General features: G+C 35.2%; 21 protein-coding genes. 14 read left to right on the forward strand and 7 right to left on the reverse strand.

Translation table 11 applies throughout. The features are described from left to right. Positions 1-88 precede the first annotated feature (88 nt). From EG849_RS05070 to EG849_RS05080, 3 genes are all read left to right on the forward strand, one after another. Complete coding sequence (locus EG849_RS05070) at positions 89-724, forward strand: HD domain-containing protein (protein ID WP_233581750.1); 636 nt, start codon at positions 89-91, stop codon at positions 722-724. A 75-nt stretch (positions 725-799) separates the two neighbouring features. Next, a complete protein-coding gene (gene pepT, locus EG849_RS05075) occupies positions 800-2,041 on the forward strand; it encodes a peptidase T (RefSeq protein ID WP_125012005.1) in 1,242 nt (413 codons plus the stop codon). A 71-nt stretch (positions 2,042-2,112) separates the two neighbouring features. Continuing rightward, positions 2,113-2,694 (forward strand): YdeI/OmpD-associated family protein, encoded by a 582-nt coding sequence (locus tag EG849_RS05080; RefSeq protein WP_125012006.1) that lies wholly within the window; start codon positions 2,113-2,115, stop codon positions 2,692-2,694. Between the two features lie 50 nt (positions 2,695-2,744). Here EG849_RS05080 and yajC read toward each other — a convergent pair whose 3' ends face one another. The 4 genes from yajC to EG849_RS05100 all read right to left on the reverse strand — a co-directional run bounded on the left by yajC (position 2,745) and on the right by EG849_RS05100 (position 5,685). Next, positions 2,745-3,029, reverse strand: a complete 285-nt coding sequence (gene yajC, locus EG849_RS05085) for a preprotein translocase subunit YajC (RefSeq protein ID WP_125012007.1) — start codon at positions 3,027-3,029, stop codon at positions 2,745-2,747. A 5-nt stretch (positions 3,030-3,034) separates the two neighbouring features. Then, positions 3,035-3,541: a DUF1573 domain-containing protein gene (locus tag EG849_RS05090; protein WP_125012008.1), complete on the reverse strand. Its 507-nt coding sequence runs from the start codon at positions 3,539-3,541 to the stop codon at positions 3,035-3,037. A gap of 16 nt (positions 3,542-3,557) precedes the next feature. Then, complete coding sequence (gene nusB, locus EG849_RS05095) at positions 3,558-4,466, reverse strand: transcription antitermination factor NusB (RefSeq protein ID WP_125012085.1); 909 nt, start codon at positions 4,464-4,466, stop codon at positions 3,558-3,560. A gap of 118 nt (positions 4,467-4,584) precedes the next feature. Next, positions 4,585-5,685: a Glu/Leu/Phe/Val family dehydrogenase gene (locus tag EG849_RS05100; protein WP_125012009.1), complete on the reverse strand. Its 1,101-nt coding sequence runs from the start codon at positions 5,683-5,685 to the stop codon at positions 4,585-4,587. A gap of 201 nt (positions 5,686-5,886) precedes the next feature. Here EG849_RS05100 and EG849_RS05105 point away from each other — a divergent pair, with 201 nt between their 5' ends. Both EG849_RS05105 and EG849_RS05110 read left to right on the forward strand, forming a co-directional pair. Next, positions 5,887-7,635 (forward strand): ABC transporter ATP-binding protein, encoded by a 1,749-nt coding sequence (locus EG849_RS05105; protein WP_125012010.1) that lies wholly within the window; start codon positions 5,887-5,889, stop codon positions 7,633-7,635. A 75-nt stretch (positions 7,636-7,710) separates the two neighbouring features. Continuing rightward, a complete protein-coding gene (locus EG849_RS05110; RefSeq protein WP_125012011.1) occupies positions 7,711-8,100 on the forward strand; it encodes a PUR family DNA/RNA-binding protein in 390 nt (129 codons plus the stop codon). A 64-nt stretch (positions 8,101-8,164) separates the two neighbouring features. Here the strand turns inward: EG849_RS05110 and EG849_RS05115 are convergent, their stop codons facing one another. Further along, the gene (locus EG849_RS05115) at positions 8,165-8,518 is read right to left on the reverse strand and encodes a tRNA-binding protein (protein WP_125012012.1); all 354 of its coding nucleotides are present in this window, start codon (positions 8,516-8,518) and stop codon (positions 8,165-8,167) included. An 82-nt stretch (positions 8,519-8,600) separates the two neighbouring features. Here EG849_RS05115 and EG849_RS05120 point away from each other — a divergent pair, with 82 nt between their 5' ends. After that, entirely contained in the window at positions 8,601-9,155 is a 555-nt protein-coding gene (locus EG849_RS05120; RefSeq protein ID WP_125012013.1) for a thioredoxin family protein, read from the forward strand. Positions 9,156-9,157: 2 nt separating this feature from the next. Here EG849_RS05120 and EG849_RS05125 read toward each other — a convergent pair whose 3' ends face one another. Both EG849_RS05125 and EG849_RS05130 read right to left on the reverse strand, forming a co-directional pair. Next, the gene (locus tag EG849_RS05125; RefSeq protein ID WP_125012014.1) at positions 9,158-9,694 is read right to left on the reverse strand and encodes a hypothetical protein; all 537 of its coding nucleotides are present in this window, start codon (positions 9,692-9,694) and stop codon (positions 9,158-9,160) included. A 97-nt stretch (positions 9,695-9,791) separates the two neighbouring features. Further along, on the reverse strand, positions 9,792-10,724 hold the full coding sequence (locus EG849_RS05130) for a peptidylprolyl isomerase (protein ID WP_125012015.1): 933 nt from the start codon (positions 10,722-10,724) through the stop codon (positions 9,792-9,794). Between the two features lie 158 nt (positions 10,725-10,882). On the opposite strand from EG849_RS05130, the gene EG849_RS05135 reads away from it, so the two are divergent. The 8 genes from EG849_RS05135 (at position 10,883) to EG849_RS05170 (ending at position 17,161) form a co-directional block, all read left to right on the forward strand. Then, positions 10,883-11,332, forward strand: coding sequence for a DUF1569 domain-containing protein (locus EG849_RS05135; protein ID WP_125012016.1), 450 nt, complete (start codon positions 10,883-10,885; stop codon positions 11,330-11,332). A 75-nt stretch (positions 11,333-11,407) separates the two neighbouring features. Continuing rightward, positions 11,408-12,085, forward strand: coding sequence for a tRNA (guanosine(37)-N1)-methyltransferase TrmD (gene trmD / locus EG849_RS05140; RefSeq protein WP_125012017.1), 678 nt, complete (start codon positions 11,408-11,410; stop codon positions 12,083-12,085). A gap of 234 nt (positions 12,086-12,319) precedes the next feature. Continuing rightward, the gene (locus EG849_RS15700) at positions 12,320-12,601 is read left to right on the forward strand and encodes a hypothetical protein (protein ID WP_125012018.1); all 282 of its coding nucleotides are present in this window, start codon (positions 12,320-12,322) and stop codon (positions 12,599-12,601) included. Positions 12,602-12,786: 185 nt separating this feature from the next. Further along, positions 12,787-13,137, forward strand: coding sequence for a 50S ribosomal protein L19 (rplS, locus tag EG849_RS05150; RefSeq protein WP_125012019.1), 351 nt, complete (start codon positions 12,787-12,789; stop codon positions 13,135-13,137). 467 nt (positions 13,138-13,604) lie between these two features. Then, positions 13,605-15,827, forward strand: a complete 2,223-nt coding sequence (locus EG849_RS05155) for an NADP-dependent isocitrate dehydrogenase (protein WP_125012020.1) — start codon at positions 13,605-13,607, stop codon at positions 15,825-15,827. Between the two features lie 120 nt (positions 15,828-15,947). Beyond that, complete coding sequence (locus EG849_RS05160) at positions 15,948-16,610, forward strand: thiamine diphosphokinase (RefSeq protein WP_125012021.1); 663 nt, start codon at positions 15,948-15,950, stop codon at positions 16,608-16,610. A gap of 36 nt (positions 16,611-16,646) precedes the next feature. After that, positions 16,647-16,874, forward strand: coding sequence for a hypothetical protein (locus tag EG849_RS05165; protein ID WP_125012022.1), 228 nt, complete (start codon positions 16,647-16,649; stop codon positions 16,872-16,874). After that, positions 16,859-17,161: a type II toxin-antitoxin system RelE/ParE family toxin gene (locus tag EG849_RS05170; protein ID WP_125012023.1), complete on the forward strand. Its 303-nt coding sequence runs from the start codon at positions 16,859-16,861 to the stop codon at positions 17,159-17,161. The genes EG849_RS05165 and EG849_RS05170 overlap by 16 nt, the downstream gene beginning before the upstream one ends. Positions 17,162-17,208: the final 47 nt, after the last annotated feature.

Genomic DNA, 17,208 nt, shown 5'->3' on the forward strand with positions numbered 1-17,208 from the left:
GAATTATATGTGCGATTATTAAATGTTTCCCTCTTTTTTTACTATAAGATTTTTTTGAGTACCTTTAAATAGACTTCAACCAGAATATATGAGTTCCATTTCTTCTTCATTACATCAATCTTTTTCAGATTTGTTTCAAAAATACAATCAAGATACTTATCTGAAAGAAAATCTTTGGCTGGAAATTGAAACTTATTATACTTCTAAAAAAAGACATTACCACACTCTTTCTCATTTAAAAAATTTGTTTCAAGAATTAATTCCAATAAAAGAAAAACTCGAAGATTGGGAAACCATTCAGTTCTCTGTTTTTTATCACGACATTATTTACAATGCTTCCCGAAATGATAATGAAGAGAAAAGTGCTGTTTTGGCAATTGAAAGATTAAAAGAAATCGGACTTCCAGAAGATCAAATTTTGAAATGCAATCATCAAATTCTAATAACCAAATCACACGAAAACTCAGATTTGGATACCAATTATTTTACAGATGCTGATTTGTCAATTCTTGGTAAAAGCTGGGAAATCTATGAAGAATACTTTCTACAAATTAGAAAAGAATACCGAATTTATCCCGACTTTATTTACAATCCCGGAAGAAAAAAAGCACTGAAACATTTTTTAGAAATGCCACGGATTTTTAAAACTGATTACTTTTTTGAAAAATATGAAAAACAAGCTCAAATTAATCTAAAAAAAGAACTTGAAATTCTATCTAAATAATCGTTAAAGATTGATTTTAAAATTAGAGAAAAGTTAAATAAATCGTAACTTCGCAGTACATTTTAAACAAAAATTATGCAACATATTATTGACCGTTTTATCAGTTATGTGACGATTGATACGGAATCTGACGCAAGTTCAAATACAACGCCAAGTACTGAAAAACAATGGGATTTGGCTAATAAATTGGTTGAAGAATTGAAGCAAATCGGTTTGCAAGAAGTGACAATCGATGAGAATGCTTATATTATGGCAACGCTTCCGAGCAATGTGGATCACGAAGTTCCAACCATCGGATTTGTTTCTCACTTTGACACAACGCCTGATTTTACTGGTGCTAACATCAAACCTCAGATTATAAAAAATTATGACGGAGGCGATATTATTCTAAACAAGGAACAAAATATTGTTCTTTCTCCAAAATACTTTGAAGATTTATTGCAATACAAAGGCCAAACAATCATCACCACCGACGGAACAACGCTTCTTGGCGCTGATGACAAAGCTGGAATCACCGAAATTGTAACGGCAATGGAATTTTTGATCAATAATCCAGAAATCAAACACGGAAAAATCAGAATCGGTTTCACGCCAGATGAAGAAATTGGTCGTGGCGCGCATAAATTTGACGTAGCCAAATTTGGTGCTGATTGGGCGTATACCATGGACGGAAGCCAAATTGGCGAATTAGAATATGAAAACTTCAACGCTGCCGGAGCGAAAATTACCTTTAAAGGAAAAAGCGTTCACCCAGGTTATGCCAAAGGAAAAATGATCAACTCGATGTTGATTGCCAATAAATTTATTTCGAAATTACCGAAAGACGAAGTTCCGGAAAGAACCAAAGGTTATGAAGGATTTTTCCACGTTCACCATTTGAATGGAACGATTGAAGAAACTGTCTTGGAATTAATCATTCGTGACCACGACAAGAAAAAATTTGAAAAGAGAAAAGAATTGGTTGAAAAGATTACGAAAAAAATCAACAAAAAATTCGCAAAACAATTCGGAGAAGATATTGCAGTTGCTGAGATCAATGACCAATATTACAATATGAAAGAAAAAGTGCAACCCGTAATGCACATTGTTGACATTGCAGAAGAAGCGATGAAACAACTTGGCATTACGCCGTTAATCAAGCCAATTCGCGGTGGAACTGACGGTTGCCAATTATCATATATGGGATTGCCTTGTCCGAATATTTTTGCAGGCGGACACAATTTCCATGGAAAATATGAATATGTTCCGGTGGAAAGCATGCAGAAAGCAGTGGAAGTTATTGTGAAAATTGCAGAATTGACAGCAAAAAAGAAATAAATTTTTCTACATAAAAATTACCGCAAATTTGCATAAATTTAGATGCATATTTGCGGTTTTTTATTTTTATTATGAAAGAGAAAAAGAAAAACATTTGGGACAATAGTGAATTTTGGAATAAAGAATTGGATTTTCTAAAGTCGATTATTGTCAAAACAGAACTTATAGAAACCACAAAATGGGGCGCTCCCGTTTATACTTTGAAAAACAAAAATGTGTTGGCGATTGGCGGTTTTAAAAACTTTTTTACGATTTGGTTTTACAATGGCGTTTTCCTGAAAGATGTGGCTAAAGTTTTAATCAATGCCAATGAAGAAAATACACGCGGTTTAAGACAATGGCGATTTACTTCAAAAGATGAAATTGATGAGAAATTAGTTTTAAAATACATTTATGAAGCCATTGAAAACGAGAAAAAAGGACTTTCGATAAAACCTCAGAAAAAAGAAATGCCAACCTCAGTATTTTTTCAAGAACAACTTGATGGGAATTCTGATTTAAAAAAAGCTTTTGATGCATTCTCTCCTTACAAGCAAAAAGAATTTTTAGAACATATTGAATCTGCAAAACAAGAGAAAACAAAAATTGCAAGATTTGAAAAAATAAAACCGATGATTTTAAAAGGAACTGGCTTAAATGATAAATACAAATAAAAAAAATGCCTCAATTTCTTGAGGCATTTTTTTTTATAAAATAATTCTGCTTATTTAACAACAGCAGGTGTATTCAACTGTTTGCTTAATTCTAAAGAAATTGCAGAACGCTCCATTTTCAATTTTCCTGACATGGTTTCAAGAACGATTGTTCTTTCAGCCAATTCAGCAACTCTTCCATGAAGACCGCTTTTTGTAATTACTTTATCACCCACTTTTAGGCCAGTTTCGAATTCTTTTTCTGCTTTTGCTCTTTTTTGCTGTGGACGGATCATGAAGAAATACATCACCACGAACATCGCACCAAATAAGAGAATATTACCGTATTGTTCCATTTTAATTATTTTGTAGCTCCAACTCCACCAGCTTTTGGCGTTACTTGAGCTCTAATTGTTAATAATTCATTTCCTGAAGCTGTATTAGCAGTAATGTTTACTGATTTTTGCTGTGCTCCTGGTTTTCCGCCTGAGTCAAAAGAAACTTTCATTTCACTAGTTTCCCCTGGCTTGATCGGGTCTTTTTTGAAAACTGGAACCGTACAACCACAGCTTCCTTTAGCATCAGTGATTATCAAATCCGCTTTTCCTGTATTTGTAAAAGTAAAAACGTGCTCTACTTTATCACCTTCTTTGATTGTGCCAAAGTCAAATTCTTTTTCTGTAAAAGTCATAACCGGAATTTCACCTGTCGCTTGACCAGCGTCAGTTGAAGCTACTTGTCCAGTTGTAGCGTCTGTACTTGTTGCTTCAACAGTTGAAGCTTCTACTTTTGAAGATGCATTTTCTTTGCAAGAAACGGTCAATACTAACGATGCAATCGCTAATAAACCAACAGTTTTTTTAATCATAATAATTGTTTTTAATTTACATTAAGCCTCTACCGGCTTTATTTAACTTATTTGCTTCTTTGAAATCTTTGACAAGATTATCTAAAATTCCGTTGATAAAAATACTACTTTTTGGTGTTGAATACTCTTTTGCAATTTCTAAATATTCGTTAATAGTTACTTTTACGGGAATTGAAGGGAATTTTAAGAATTCACAAATGGCCATTTTCAAGATAATTGTGTCAATTTCCGCAATTCTATCGGAATCCCAGTTAGGTGTTTTATCAATAAATTCTTTTGCCAATGCTGCTTCGTTCAAAACTACTTTTCTGAACAGGTCTTTGGTAAAATCTTTATCTTCAGCATCTTTGTAAACTCTAGGAATCGAAAAATCTTCATCTGTAACTTTAACCGACTTCAATTGCTTGTTGATCAAAGTATTAACTAAAGGAATATCATCAATCCAAGTTAATTTATTGTCTTCAAGATATTCGTATAATTTTTCATTTGGAGCAATCAAATCTGTAAAAATGGAAACCACGAATTCTTTGTCTTCCTCAAAATTATTCTCGCGATTGCTCATATAATTCGCATACAGCACGCTCGCTTTAATTTCTTCCAGTAAAATTCTGATGTATTCATCATTAACGTGCCAGTCATTTATTTTTCGGTTTTCTAAAGCGATGCTCATGGCATTACTTTCCACCAGAAGTTTTAAAACGGCATTGTTAATGAATTTGTTGTTTGGATTGCGTTCTTCAGCAGTAACAAGATGTTTTTTGCTTGATTTATCTAAAAAATCTTCTTCTCTTTTTTGGATTTCTATCAGGGTAGATAGCATAAGAAGGTATAAATCTTGAATGTTTTCGATACTGTAAAAAAGAAATTTTTCTTCTTTTTCAAGATTATCAGAATTGTTTTGATGCATTGCGTAAACCGACTGCATTACTTTCACACGAATATGTCTTCTATTTAACACCTGTAAGAACTTTTAAAAATTAACAAAGCGAAAGAGATTTTCTTTCGCTTTGCAAAAATAAGAATAATATTGAAACTCTAAATTATTATTTAGAGTTTTCTTTTTTTCTATCGTCAATACGTTTTTGCGCAATTGACAGCGCCGCTTGGTGCGTAGTAATATTGTTTTGTTCTGCAAAAGAGAAAATTTCTAAAGTAGTGTTGTAGATATTTTCAGTTCTTCTTAATGCTTCAGCACTGTCATAACCAACGATTTCAGCATAAACATTGATGATTCCACCCGCGTTGATCAAGAAGTCAGGCGCATAAGCAATACCTCTGTCTTTCAATATTTTTCCGTGGATTTCTTCAACAGCCAATTGGTTATTAGCCGCTCCAGCAATTACTTTTGCTTGAATTTTATTTACAGTCTCATCATTGATAGTCGCTCCAAGCGCACAAGGCGCATAAATATCAACATCAGCAGAATAAATGTCTCCTGTAAAAATTTGAGCGCCATATTTTGCATGAATTTCTTGCAGTCTTGCTTCGTTGATGTCAGTCATCTGGACCAAAGCACCTTCAGCAGTCAAATGTTTGATCAACGTTTCACCTACATTTCCAGTTCCTTGAACAAGCACTTTTTTACCGCTTAAATTATCTGTCCCGAATTGGTATTTTGCAGCAGCTTTCATTCCCATATAAACTCCATAAGCAGTCACAGGAGAAGGATTTCCAGAACCACCTCTTGACTGAGAAATTCCAGTTACATGAGGAGTAACATCTCTAATGAGGTCCATATCTGCAGTTGTCGTACCGACATCTTCAGCTGTAATATATTTTCCGCTTAATGAATTGATGAATTCACCAAACTTGATAATCATCTCTGGAGTTTTATCCGCTTTCGAATCACCGATGATTACTGCTTTTCCACCACCAAGGTTTAATCCAGAAATCGCTGATTTAAAAGTCATTCCGCGGGAAAGTCTTAAAACATCGTTTAAAGCTTCCCATTCGTTATTATATTTCCACATTCTTGTTCCACCCAAAGCTGGTCCCAAAACTGTGTTATGAATACCAATTATTGCTTTCAAACCAGTATCTTTGTCATTACAAAATACGATTTGCTCGTGGTTGTCAAATGATAATTGACCAAAAACAGGGTCAATTTTGTGAAGCTCATTTGAATTTACTACTTCTGTTATCATAGTATATTTGATTAGTGGTTATTTATGATTTTATCAAAAAGATAGCGCAAATTTAAGATATAAATCAAAACTTTGCAATCAAATTAACTTTAATTAATAATCCTATAATCAAAAGAGGTTTTTTAAAAATAAAACAAAAAAGCACTTTACGAAAAGAATTAACATTTTTACAGAATTATTTTCTAAATTTTCAAACATATAATGAAAGAACTTAAATATTTAAACAAATATTTCACAAAATATAAATATCATTTTTTATTAGGAATCGTTGCCACAATTATTGCCCAGATATTTTCTTTATATACGCCAAAATTAATTGGAGATTCTATAAACGCCTTGACAAATAAAAGTCTAGACAGCGAAAGTATTAAAGAGTTATTGCTTGAAAACATCATTTGGGTTTTAATCACCACGGTAATTGCGGGGATTTTGACTTTTGTAATGCGCCAGACTTTAATCGTCATGTCGCGTTATGTGGAGTTTGACCTAAAAAATGAAGTCTTCCGACAATATGAAAATTTATCCCAGAATTTTTACAAACGAAACCGGACCGGAGATTTGATGAACAGAATCAGCGAAGACGTGGGTCGCGTGAGAATGTATGTGGGTCCCGCCGTGATGTATTCTTTAAATACGTTCATCCGTTTTGCTGTCGTGATTGTTCAAATGTCAATTATATCGCCAGAACTTACCTTATATACCGTTCTTCCATTGCCGATTTTATCTTACCTTATCTTTAAATTAAGCACTGAAATCAACGTGAGAAGCGGTATTTTCCAAGCAAATCTTTCGCAACTTTCAAGTTATACCCAAGAAGTTTTTTCTGGAATCAGAGTCATAAAAGCCTATAGCCTAGAAAATAAATCGCAAAAAGAATTTTCAGAACTATCTGAAGAAAGCCGTGATAAAAGTATGGATTTGGCAAAAACCAACGCTTTATTTGGACCTCTGATGATTTTGCTGATCGGATTGAGCAACTTGGTTGTGATCTATGTGGGAGGAATGATGTACATCAACGGCTCTATTGCCAGCATTGGTGTCATTGCAGAATTTATTTTATATGTAAACATGCTGACTTGGCCGGTTGCTTCTTTAGGATGGGTTTCTTCCATGATCCAAGAGGCCGAAGCTTCTCAAAAAAGAATCAACGAATTCTTGAAAATCCAACCTGAGATCAAGAACAAGACTGAAGAGAGCTCTTTCATCGACGGAAAAATCACGTTCAATCATGTCAGCTTTACGTACGAAGACACCAACATTACAGCTTTAAATAATGTCAGTTTCACTATCAATAAAGGAGAAACACTGGCAATTTTAGGAAAGACTGGTTCTGGAAAATCCACCATCTTAAGCCTGATTTCAAGATTATATGATATTAAGGACGGCGTTATCACCATTGACGACCATAATATCAAGGATGTAAATCTGCACGATGTTCGAAACAGCATTGCATTTGTACCGCAGGACGCTTTCTTGTTTTCCGATTCCATTATGAACAATATCAAATTCGGGAAAGAAGACGCTACCAAAGAAGAAGTGATGGAAGCTGCCAAAAAAGCCGTGGTCCATAACAATATTATGGGCTTCAATAACCAATATGAAACGGTTATCGGCGAACGCGGCATCACGCTTTCTGGCGGACAAAAACAGCGCGTTTCCATTGCAAGGGCAATTATCAAGGATTCAAAGATTTTGCTCTTAGATGACTGCCTGTCTGCGGTGGATACCGAAACAGAAGAAGCGATCTTGAACAACCTTTTAGAGTTCTGCAAAGACAAAACCACAATTCTTGTCAGCCACAGGGTTTCTTCAGCGAAAAACGCCGATAAAATCATCATTCTTGACGATGGAAAAATAATACAACAAGGTTCTCATAATCAATTGGTAAACCAAGAAGGCTACTATAAAGAGCTTTATCTGAAACAACTTTCTGAAAAAGAAATACAGTAAATGTTGTTTAATTCAGCTATTTTTTAGATTTTTGGTTTCACAATAACACACACACTTAAAATTGAAAGAAGGATTATGAGAGAAAATGACCTATTAGAAAAAGAAGAAATTTTTTCTAAAGTATTAAGAGCGGGAAGAAGAACTTATTTCTTCGATGTTAGAGCTACCAAGGCAGATGATTATTATATCACCATCACCGAAAGCAAAAAATTCACGGAAGAAGACGGATCATTTCACTTCAAAAAACATAAAATTTATCTTTATAAAGAAGATTTCAGCGCATTTTCAGAAATTTTAGACGAAATGACTTCGTATGTCTTAAACCACAAAGGCGAGGAAGTAATCTCTGAAAGACACCAAAAAGATTTCAAAAAAGAATTTTACTCAGAAAAACCAGAAGTTGAACTAGCAACTGCAACAGCAACTACTGCAAGTTTTACTGATATTGATTTTGACGATATTTAATATTTTTTGCTTTAAGCAATACTTACGGAAGCCTGAAAGTCTTATGATTTTCAGGCTTTTTTTATTACCCAATCCTTAAACCATTTTCCACCTTAAAATCTGGCGCCAATAAAATCACGTCTCCTTCCTCACCTACTGCACCTAAAATCAAACATTCGCTCATAAATTTGCCAATTTGTTTTTTAGGAAAATTAACAACCGAAACAATTTGTCTTCCCACCAAATCGGACTTTTCATAACGTTTCGTGATTTGTGCAGACGTTTTCCTGATTCCAACTTCAGAACCAAAATCAATTGTCAATTGAAACGCCGGCTTTCTAGCTTCGGGAAAATCATTGGCTTCCAAGATAGTTCCCACTCGCATTTCTACTTTTTCAAATGCTTCCCAAGTCAAATTATTTTCAGTTTCTGGATTCATGGTAGAGTTTGATTAATGATAAATCCAAAGTTCGAGAATTTCTCTTTATATTTAAGACTTAAAAGCTATAATTCAGAAAAATATGTCAAAAACGCCTTCTAATAGGTTGCCCCTTAAAACAAAAGCGCCACAGTTTCGCCTGAAAGACACGAATTCAAATTTTCATTATTCGTTTGAAGATTTAAAAGGCAAAAAGGGAACTTTGGTTATTTTTACCAGCAATGATTGTCCGTATGTGATCCATGCGTTGCCCGAAATTTTGATGATTTCTGGAGATTACAAAGTGCAAGGCCTCGGAATCATTGCCATAAACAGTAATGACGCCGTTAAACAGCCACAAGACAGCGCTAAAATGATGGCCGAATTTGCTTTCAAGCACAATTTTGATTTCCCTTATCTATATGACGAAAGTCAAGAAGTCGCAAAAGCATTGGATGTTGCGTGCACGCCTGATTTTTATCTTTTTGACACAGAAGAAAAATTAGTTTATCGCGGACAGCTAGACGACTCCAGGCCTTCTAACGGAATCACTTTAAGCGGAAGCGATTTAAGAAACGCCATTGACGCTTTGATTTACAACCGCAGTTTTTCTGAAATGCAAAAACCAAGTTCGGGTTGCCCTATTAAGTGGAAATAAATTTATTTCCTTTCTAAAACAATATCAATCGGGCGATTCCCTTTTGGGCCAAATTGCACTTCGCGCGCTTTGCTTGAACACAAAACATACATATTATAAGGCGCTAATTTCACAAATTGCGTTTTAAAACTCCCATTTAAATCGCCGTCAACATCTTCAATTTTTACGCTAAAATCATCAGCCGGAAAAGTACTTTTAACCGAAAGCAAATAGTGATCCTTGGCAAAAGGAAAATTCCAGCGTTCTTTTGAAACCTTTGACCCTGCCGTAATTTTTTTGCCGTTATCGTCAACTTTATAATTAGATGTAAATAGCATCGGCTTTTCCGAATCGACCCAACTGAATTCATTTTTTGCGTTGACAATTTCGATTCCCAAAGCATTCACAATCGAAATTTTCAAGCCGTGGACCGATTCTATTTTACCAGATTCGTGAACGTTTAAAACAAAATACGAATTAAAATCATAACCGCAATGTACCGGAATTTGAGCTTTGGCGGAAAAAGAAAGCAGCAAAAAAAGAAAAAGTAAATAACGCATACGAATAATTTATAACAGCAAAAATACAAAAGCAAAATGATTCCAAATAAAAAAGCACCCTGAAATAGAGTGCTTTTAAATATAATTTAGAATGTGATTATTTCACGTCCATTAATTCTACGTCGAAAATCAAAGTAGCATTTGGCGGAATTGCGCCCCCAGCGCCACGAGATCCGTAACCCAAGTGTGATGGAATAACGAAACGCGCTTTGTCACCTACTTGCAACAATGCGATGCCTTCATCCCATCCTTCGATTACATTTCCTCTTCCTAATGGAAATTCAATTGGTTTTTTTCTTGGGTAGGAAGAATCAAACACTTTTCCGTCTTCCAATTGTCCGGTGTAGTGAACTGAAACCGTTTTACCGTTTTCTGCTTTTTTACCGTTTCCTTTTTGGATCATTTTATAACGAAGGCCGCTTTCTGTTTTATCAAAACCTGCAGCCAATTTTTCCATTTGCGCTTCTGCGTCTTCTTTTACTTTCGCTTCGCGTTTTGCACGAGAACCTTCAAAAGTTCTAAACGCTTCTACAGCATTCCAAGCTTTTGCTTCTTCCCCTTCGCGAACGATTTCAAGGCTTTCAATTTCGTCACCTTGCGCAATTGCATCAACAACATCCTGTCCTTCAACAACGTGGCCAAAAACAGTATGCTTGTTATCTAACCAGTCCGTTGGAATGTGCGTGATGAAAAACTGTGACCCGTTTGAACCTGGACCAGAGTTTGCCATAGACAAAACTCCCGGGCGGTTGTGTTTCAATTCTGGGTGAAATTCATCATCAAATTGGTAACCCGGACCGCCTGTTCCAGTTCCTTGTGGACAACCGCCTTGAACCATAAAATCAGGAATAACACGGTGGAATTTTAATCCGTCGTAAAACGGTTTTCCCTGTGGTCTTGATTTGTTTTCTAAATTTCCTTCTGCCAATGCAACAAAGTTTCCAACAGTTCCTGGCGTTTTATCATGCGTTAATTTCACTAAAATCGACCCCTTTGGAGTATTGAATTTTGCGTATATTCCGTTTTCCATTTTATTTGTTTTATTTTGAATAGGCAAAATTACGAATTAAAATGTAAAAATAAATACAAATTACACTTGTAAGTGAAACAAACAAACTTGATATTTGCTTAAATTTGCATCACAGAAAAATTAAATTATCTGTTTATAGAACCTAAACGTCCCACCTTATGAACAGTGTTTTTCATCCAGAAGGAAACCAAAAAATCATCGAGCGTATCAACAGCCTGACCGCGATAACCCACAACGAATGGGGAACCATGAATGTAAGCCAAATGCTGGTTCATTGCCAAATGCCCATTAAGGTTGCGTTTGGAGAAATGCAAATAAAAGTAGGTTTTTTAACCTCTTTCTTTGCTAAATTCATGAAAAAAAGTTTTACCGGTGAAACTCCTTTGAGACGAGATCTGCCCACTGCAAAAGAATTTATAGTAAAAGGGCATCCTGATTTTGAAAAATCAAAAAAGAGCCTGATTTTGATGATTGCTAAATTTTCAGAAGAAGGCCCAGCTTCTATAAAAAATAAAAAGCATCCTTTTTTTGGGGAGCTAAATGATGACGAATGGGGACATTTGCATTGGAAACATTTGGACCACCATTTAAAGCAATTTGGCGCTTAACAAAAATAATTTTATTTCGAATTTATGATTTCACGATAGCAAAAATCATAAATTTATAAATCACAAATTCTTCACATGAGGATCGATATTATCACGTTACTTCCCGACTTATTACGAAGCCCTTTTGAAGCTTCTATTATGAAAAGAGCCATTGATAAAGGCTTGGTGGAAGTTCATTTTCACAATTTAAGAGATTACACAACCAACAAGCAGAAAAGCGTTGACGACTATCAATTTGGCGGTGGCGCCGGAATGGTAATGAACATCCAGCCGATTGACGATTGCATTTCGTTTTTAAAAAGTGAGCGTTCTTATGACGAAATTATTTATATGACGCCTGACGGGGAAACGTTGAACCAAGGAATGGCCAACCAAATGTCGTCTCTTGAAAACATAATTATTCTTTGCGGTCATTATAAAGGCGTGGACCAGAGAGTGCGCGATCATTTTATTACCAAGGAAATTTCTATTGGAGATTATGTTTTATCTGGCGGAGAATTAGGCGCGATTGTTTTATCAGATGCTTTAATTCGTTTGATTCCTGGAGTTCTGACAGACGAAACTTCCGCTTTGACGGATAGTTTCCAAGATAATTTGCTTTCGCCACCAATTTACACAAGACCGGCAGAGTATAAAGGTTGGAAAGTTCCAGATGTTTTGCTAAGCGGTCACGCCAAAAAAATTGAGCAATGGCGCGAAGATATGGCATTTGAACACACTAAAAATAGAAGACCGGATTTGCTTGATAGATAATAATTACGAATTTGAAATTACGAATTACCACAGATGCAGATTTTAAGCCTTTCATTTTATTGGAATAATTCGTAATTAATTTCTTTAGAAGAAAAACTCATAATTATGAAATTTCCAATTATTAATATATCTGTTGAAAAATGGAATGACAACGAAGATATGTCAGAATATATATCTTATGACAAATTTATTTATACAAACGAAGATTCTGTATTTGATAAATAATATAAGAATATGTTATTTTGTGATAGTAACGGTGTATTATTTCTTGCCATTAGAAAATCTGAAATCAAAGAAAAATGGAGAATTTGGCTAAAGTTCATACCTAATGTTTGGAAATTTGAAGTCATTTTTAAACAAACTCCTAATGAAATGAATACAGAAGAATTAAGAGAATATTTTCTTGCTAGAATTTCTGAATTAAAAAAAACAAATTCTCGAGAAGAATGGATTCAAAGTGTAAAAAATGCTAAGAGTCATTTTGAAATTATTCACGGAACCGAAAAAAAATATTGATTGTTCTTTTTAAAGTTTGTTTTACATTTTTTCTTAATTCAAAAATCTTCTATCAAATTAAAGAAAAAAACTCATAATTCATAACTCATAATTCATAACTTTTTATACCTTTGCACCCACTTTGGACCAACCTCTGGCGAAATGCGCGTATGTTGCTCTAATGAAACACTTTAAATCAAACAAAAATGGCAGATTTGATGAAATTCGTTAATGACGAATTTGTTACAAGAAAAGATTTCCCAACTTTCGGAGCTGGAGACACAATCACAGTTTACTACGAAATTAAAGAGGGTGAAAAAACAAGAACTCAGTTCTTCAAAGGAGTTGTAATCCAAAGAAGAGGTGCTGGAGCAACTGAAACTTTTACAATCCGTAAAATGTCAGGAGCTGTAGGTGTTGAGCGTATCTTCCCAGTGAATATGCCAGCTTTGCAAAAAGTTGAAATCAACAAAACAGGTAAAGTTCGTAGAGCAAGAATTTTCTACTTCAGAGAACTTACTGGTAAAAAAGCAAAAATTAAAGACAGAAGAAGATAGTCAGCTATCTTTTTTTTATAAAAAATCCCGATGTATGTCGGGATTTTTTTTTGCATTAATATTTATCAGATTTTATTTTTGAACATTCATTCGGTGAATGTTTCGTTTCTCGCCATGAATTTCGGCAATTTATTCACGTCATGATTCGCAAGTTTCCAGAGATTCCAGAAACTTTCTCAAATAGCCCCGATTGAAGTAAAAATCCTTTTGTGGTGTTTTTCCGCACCGCAAAAGATTGCAACAAAAAGCGGGAATTGAGCCTCCCGAAAAAACCTAAAAGTTTGACTTCTAGTAAAAATTCTACGTTAAAATTAGAATGGTTTTTATCGATTTCTCAATTATTAAACTTTTAATTGTCAATTTCTTAAATCAAACGATTTCGAGGTATTGAAATTCTATAAATCGCGCTCATTTTCTTATCTTTGCAAACCTTACAAGTAAAAAATAAACAAACAAATTTTTCGAAAATGTCAGATAAAGCTAAGATTTTTTATACGATTACGGACGAAGCGCCGATGTTAGCCACCCACTCTTTTTTACCGATTGTACAATCCTTTACGGCTCCTGCGGGAATCACTGTGGAGACTAAAGATATTTCGTTGGCAGGAAGGATTATCGCAAACCTTGGCGAATATTTGACTCCAGAACAAAGAATTGAAAATGATTTGATTGAATTGGGAACTTTGGCAACGACTCCTGAAGCAAATATCATCAAATTACCCAATATTTCGGCTTCGGTTCCTCAGTTGAAAGAAGTGATTAAGGAATTGCAATCTTTGGGTTACAAACTTCCTGAATTTGTAGAAAATCCACAGACAGAAGAAGAAAAAGCGGCAAAAGCTAAATATGCAAAAGTTTTGGGATCGGCTGTAAATCCGGTTTTGCGCGAAGGAAACTCGGACAGAAGAGCTCCGAAAGCGGTTAAAAACTACGCAAAAAAACACCCGCATTCCATGGGTGCCTGGAGTCCAGATTCAAAAACTCACGTGGCTTCAATGAGCGAAGGTGATTTTTACGGAAGTGAAAAATCAGTAACTGTAAAAGACGCTGACACTTTTAAAATTGAATTCGTTGGAAACGACGGAACTTCAAAAGTATTAAAAGACAATTCTCCGTTGAAAGCGGGAGAAATTATTGATAGCGCTGTTTTGAGCGTAAAAGCGTTGAAAAGCTTCGTTTCTAAAGAAATTGAAGATGCAAAAGCAAAAGGTGTTTTGTTCTCAGTTCACTTGAAAGCAACGATGATGAAGGTTTCTGACCCGATTATCTTTGGTGCCATCGTGGACGTTTTCTATGCTCCAGTTTTTGAAAAATATGCTACGCTTTTCGCTGCATTGGGTGTAAATACTAAAAACGGTTTTGGCGATGTGTATGCAAAAATCGCAGGACACGAAAAACAAGCAGAAGTAGAAGCTGCAATTGAGGAAGTTTATGCGAATTCACCGGCTTTGGCAATGGTAAATTCAGATAAAGGAATCACGAATCTTCACGTTCCTTCTGACGTAATTGTTGATGCTTCAATGCCAGCTATGATCAGAACTTCTGGTCAAATGTGGAACAAAGAAGGAAAAGGGCAAGATACAAAAGCAATTATTCCAGACCGTTCTTATGCTGGAGTTTATGTAGCTACGATTGATTTCTGTAAAAAACACGGTGCTTTTGACCCGACAACAATGGGAAGTGTTCCAAACGTTGGTTTAATGGCTCAAGCTGCTGAAGAATATGGTTCTCACGACAAGACGTTCCAGATGGAAGCCGACGGAACTGTAAAAGTAATCAACTCAAAAGGAGAAACGCTGTTAGAGCAAAAAGTAGAAAAAGGCGATATCTTCAGAATGTGCCAAGTGAAAGACGCTCCGATTCAAGACTGGGTAAAACTGGCGGTAAACAGAGCAAGATTATCTGAAACACCAGCGGTTTTTTGGTTGGATGAAAACAGAGCGCACGACAGACAATTGATTGAAAAAGTAAATTTATACTTGAAAGACCACGATACAACTGGATTGGACATTCAAATCTTAAATCCTGTTGCGGCAACAAATTTCTCTTTGGAAAGAATCAAAGACGGAAAAGACACGATTTCTGTAACCGGAAACGTTTTGCGTGATTATTTAACGGACTTATTCCCTATTTTAGAATTAGGAACTTCTGCAAAAATGCTTTCTATCGTTCCATTGATGAACGGTGGCGGCTTGTTTGAAACAGGAGCTGGCGGTTCTGCACCAAAACACGTGGAGCAATTTATTGAAGAAGGATATTTGCGTTGGGATTCTCTTGGAGAGTTCTTGGCTTTAGGCGTTTCTTTGGAGCATTTAGGGCAATCTTTGAACAATTCTAAAGCGTTGGTTTTATCTGAAACGTTAGATCAAGCAACAGAAAAATTCTTAGAAAACGACAAATCTCCTGCCAGAAAAGTAGGTCAGATTGACAACAGAGGTTCTCATTTTTACATCGCTTTGTACTGGGCTCAAGCTTTGGCTACTCAAGATAAAGATGCTGAATTGAAAGCAACTTTTACTGAAATTGCTAAAGAGTTGACAGACAACGAAGCGAAAATCAACGAAGAATTAATTGGTTCTCAAGGAAAACACCAAGCAATTGGCGGTTACTACAAACCAGATTTCAAATTGACAGACAAAGCAATGCGACCAAGTGAAACGTTAAACAACGCTTTGGCTAAATTGGCATAAGCTAAATTTATATTTTATAGAAAAGACGACTTTAAACGGTCGTCTTTTTTTATATTTACATTTGAAAATAGTAAAAATCGAAAGCTCTGAACCTTTCACCCAAAACCTTAAACCCATAAAATGTCCTCACACCACATCGTTCGCGACGACCAAGAACCCGCTTTAATCATTGCCAATGGCGCTTCGTGCAACAATGAATTATTGGGACAATTATTAGAATGGTCGCCATTGGTGATCGTTTTAGATTCAGCAATCGAACGTGTTTTAGAATTAGGCATAAAAGTCGATGTTTTATTAGGCGATTTTGACCGCGGTTTTGACCCAGAATATTATCGTGAAAAACAATTTCCCCTAGAAATCGTGTACGCTCCAGACCAAGACAAAACCGACCTCGAAAAAGCTTTTGAGTATTTAATTGAAAAAGGCCATAAAGCGGCAAACGTGATTTGGGCAACCGGAAGAAGAGCCGACCACACGATCACCAATATGACCAATATCGTGCGTTTCCAAAACCAACTGAAAATCGTAATCTTAGATGATTATTCCAAGATTTTTCAATTGCCAAAACGTTATGAAAAATGGTACCCAAAAGGTTTTCCTATTTCAATAATCCCTGTCGGAACAGTAACCGGAATAACTTCTGCCAATTTAGATTATCCTCTAAGCAATGAAACGTTAACCATCGGGTACCGAACTGGAAGCAGTAATCAAGTTGCCAATGACGGCATTGTTACCATCGAACACACCAATGGAGATTTGCTGATGATGGAATGTTTTGATTGATTTTTTTCGTAAATTCGTATAAATTAAATGCCTGATATGGATACTCTAGAACTTAAAAATATTCTTATTTCTAAAATTTCCGAAATTGATGATATTCGATATTTGGAAGCCATTATGACTATTTTAGAAAGTAAAACTTCTTCAAAAAATTATTCTGAAAATTATAATGAGGAGCTTTTAAAAGCGGAAGAAGACATCACTGCCGGAAGATTATACACTCAAAGCCAAGCAAAAGATAAAATCGAAGAATGGAAAAAGAAATAATCTGGACAGAAACCGCACTAAATCAACTACAAGAAATTTACTTCTATTTGCTGGAAACTTCAAAAAGTGAATCAATAGCAAGTCGCGTTACAGATACTTTATTCGATTCTACAAAAATCCTTAAACACAGTTGGGAAACTTATGAAAGAGACGAAATGAAAATTCCTAAAAGCGATGAATATAGAGCTTATGAAATTTTCAGCTATCGAATTTCATATAAAATTGAAAACTTGAGTATCATAATATTAAGGGTAAGACACACTAGTCACAATCTTAAGCCATTATAGTCAATCCACAAAAACAGATTCACTATATTTGCCTTGAAATTTAAGCA

It is taken from the genome of Flavobacterium macacae (assembly GCF_003865365.1).
In the GTDB taxonomy this organism is placed as follows: Bacteria; Bacteroidota; Bacteroidia; order Flavobacteriales; family Flavobacteriaceae; genus Flavobacterium; species Flavobacterium macacae.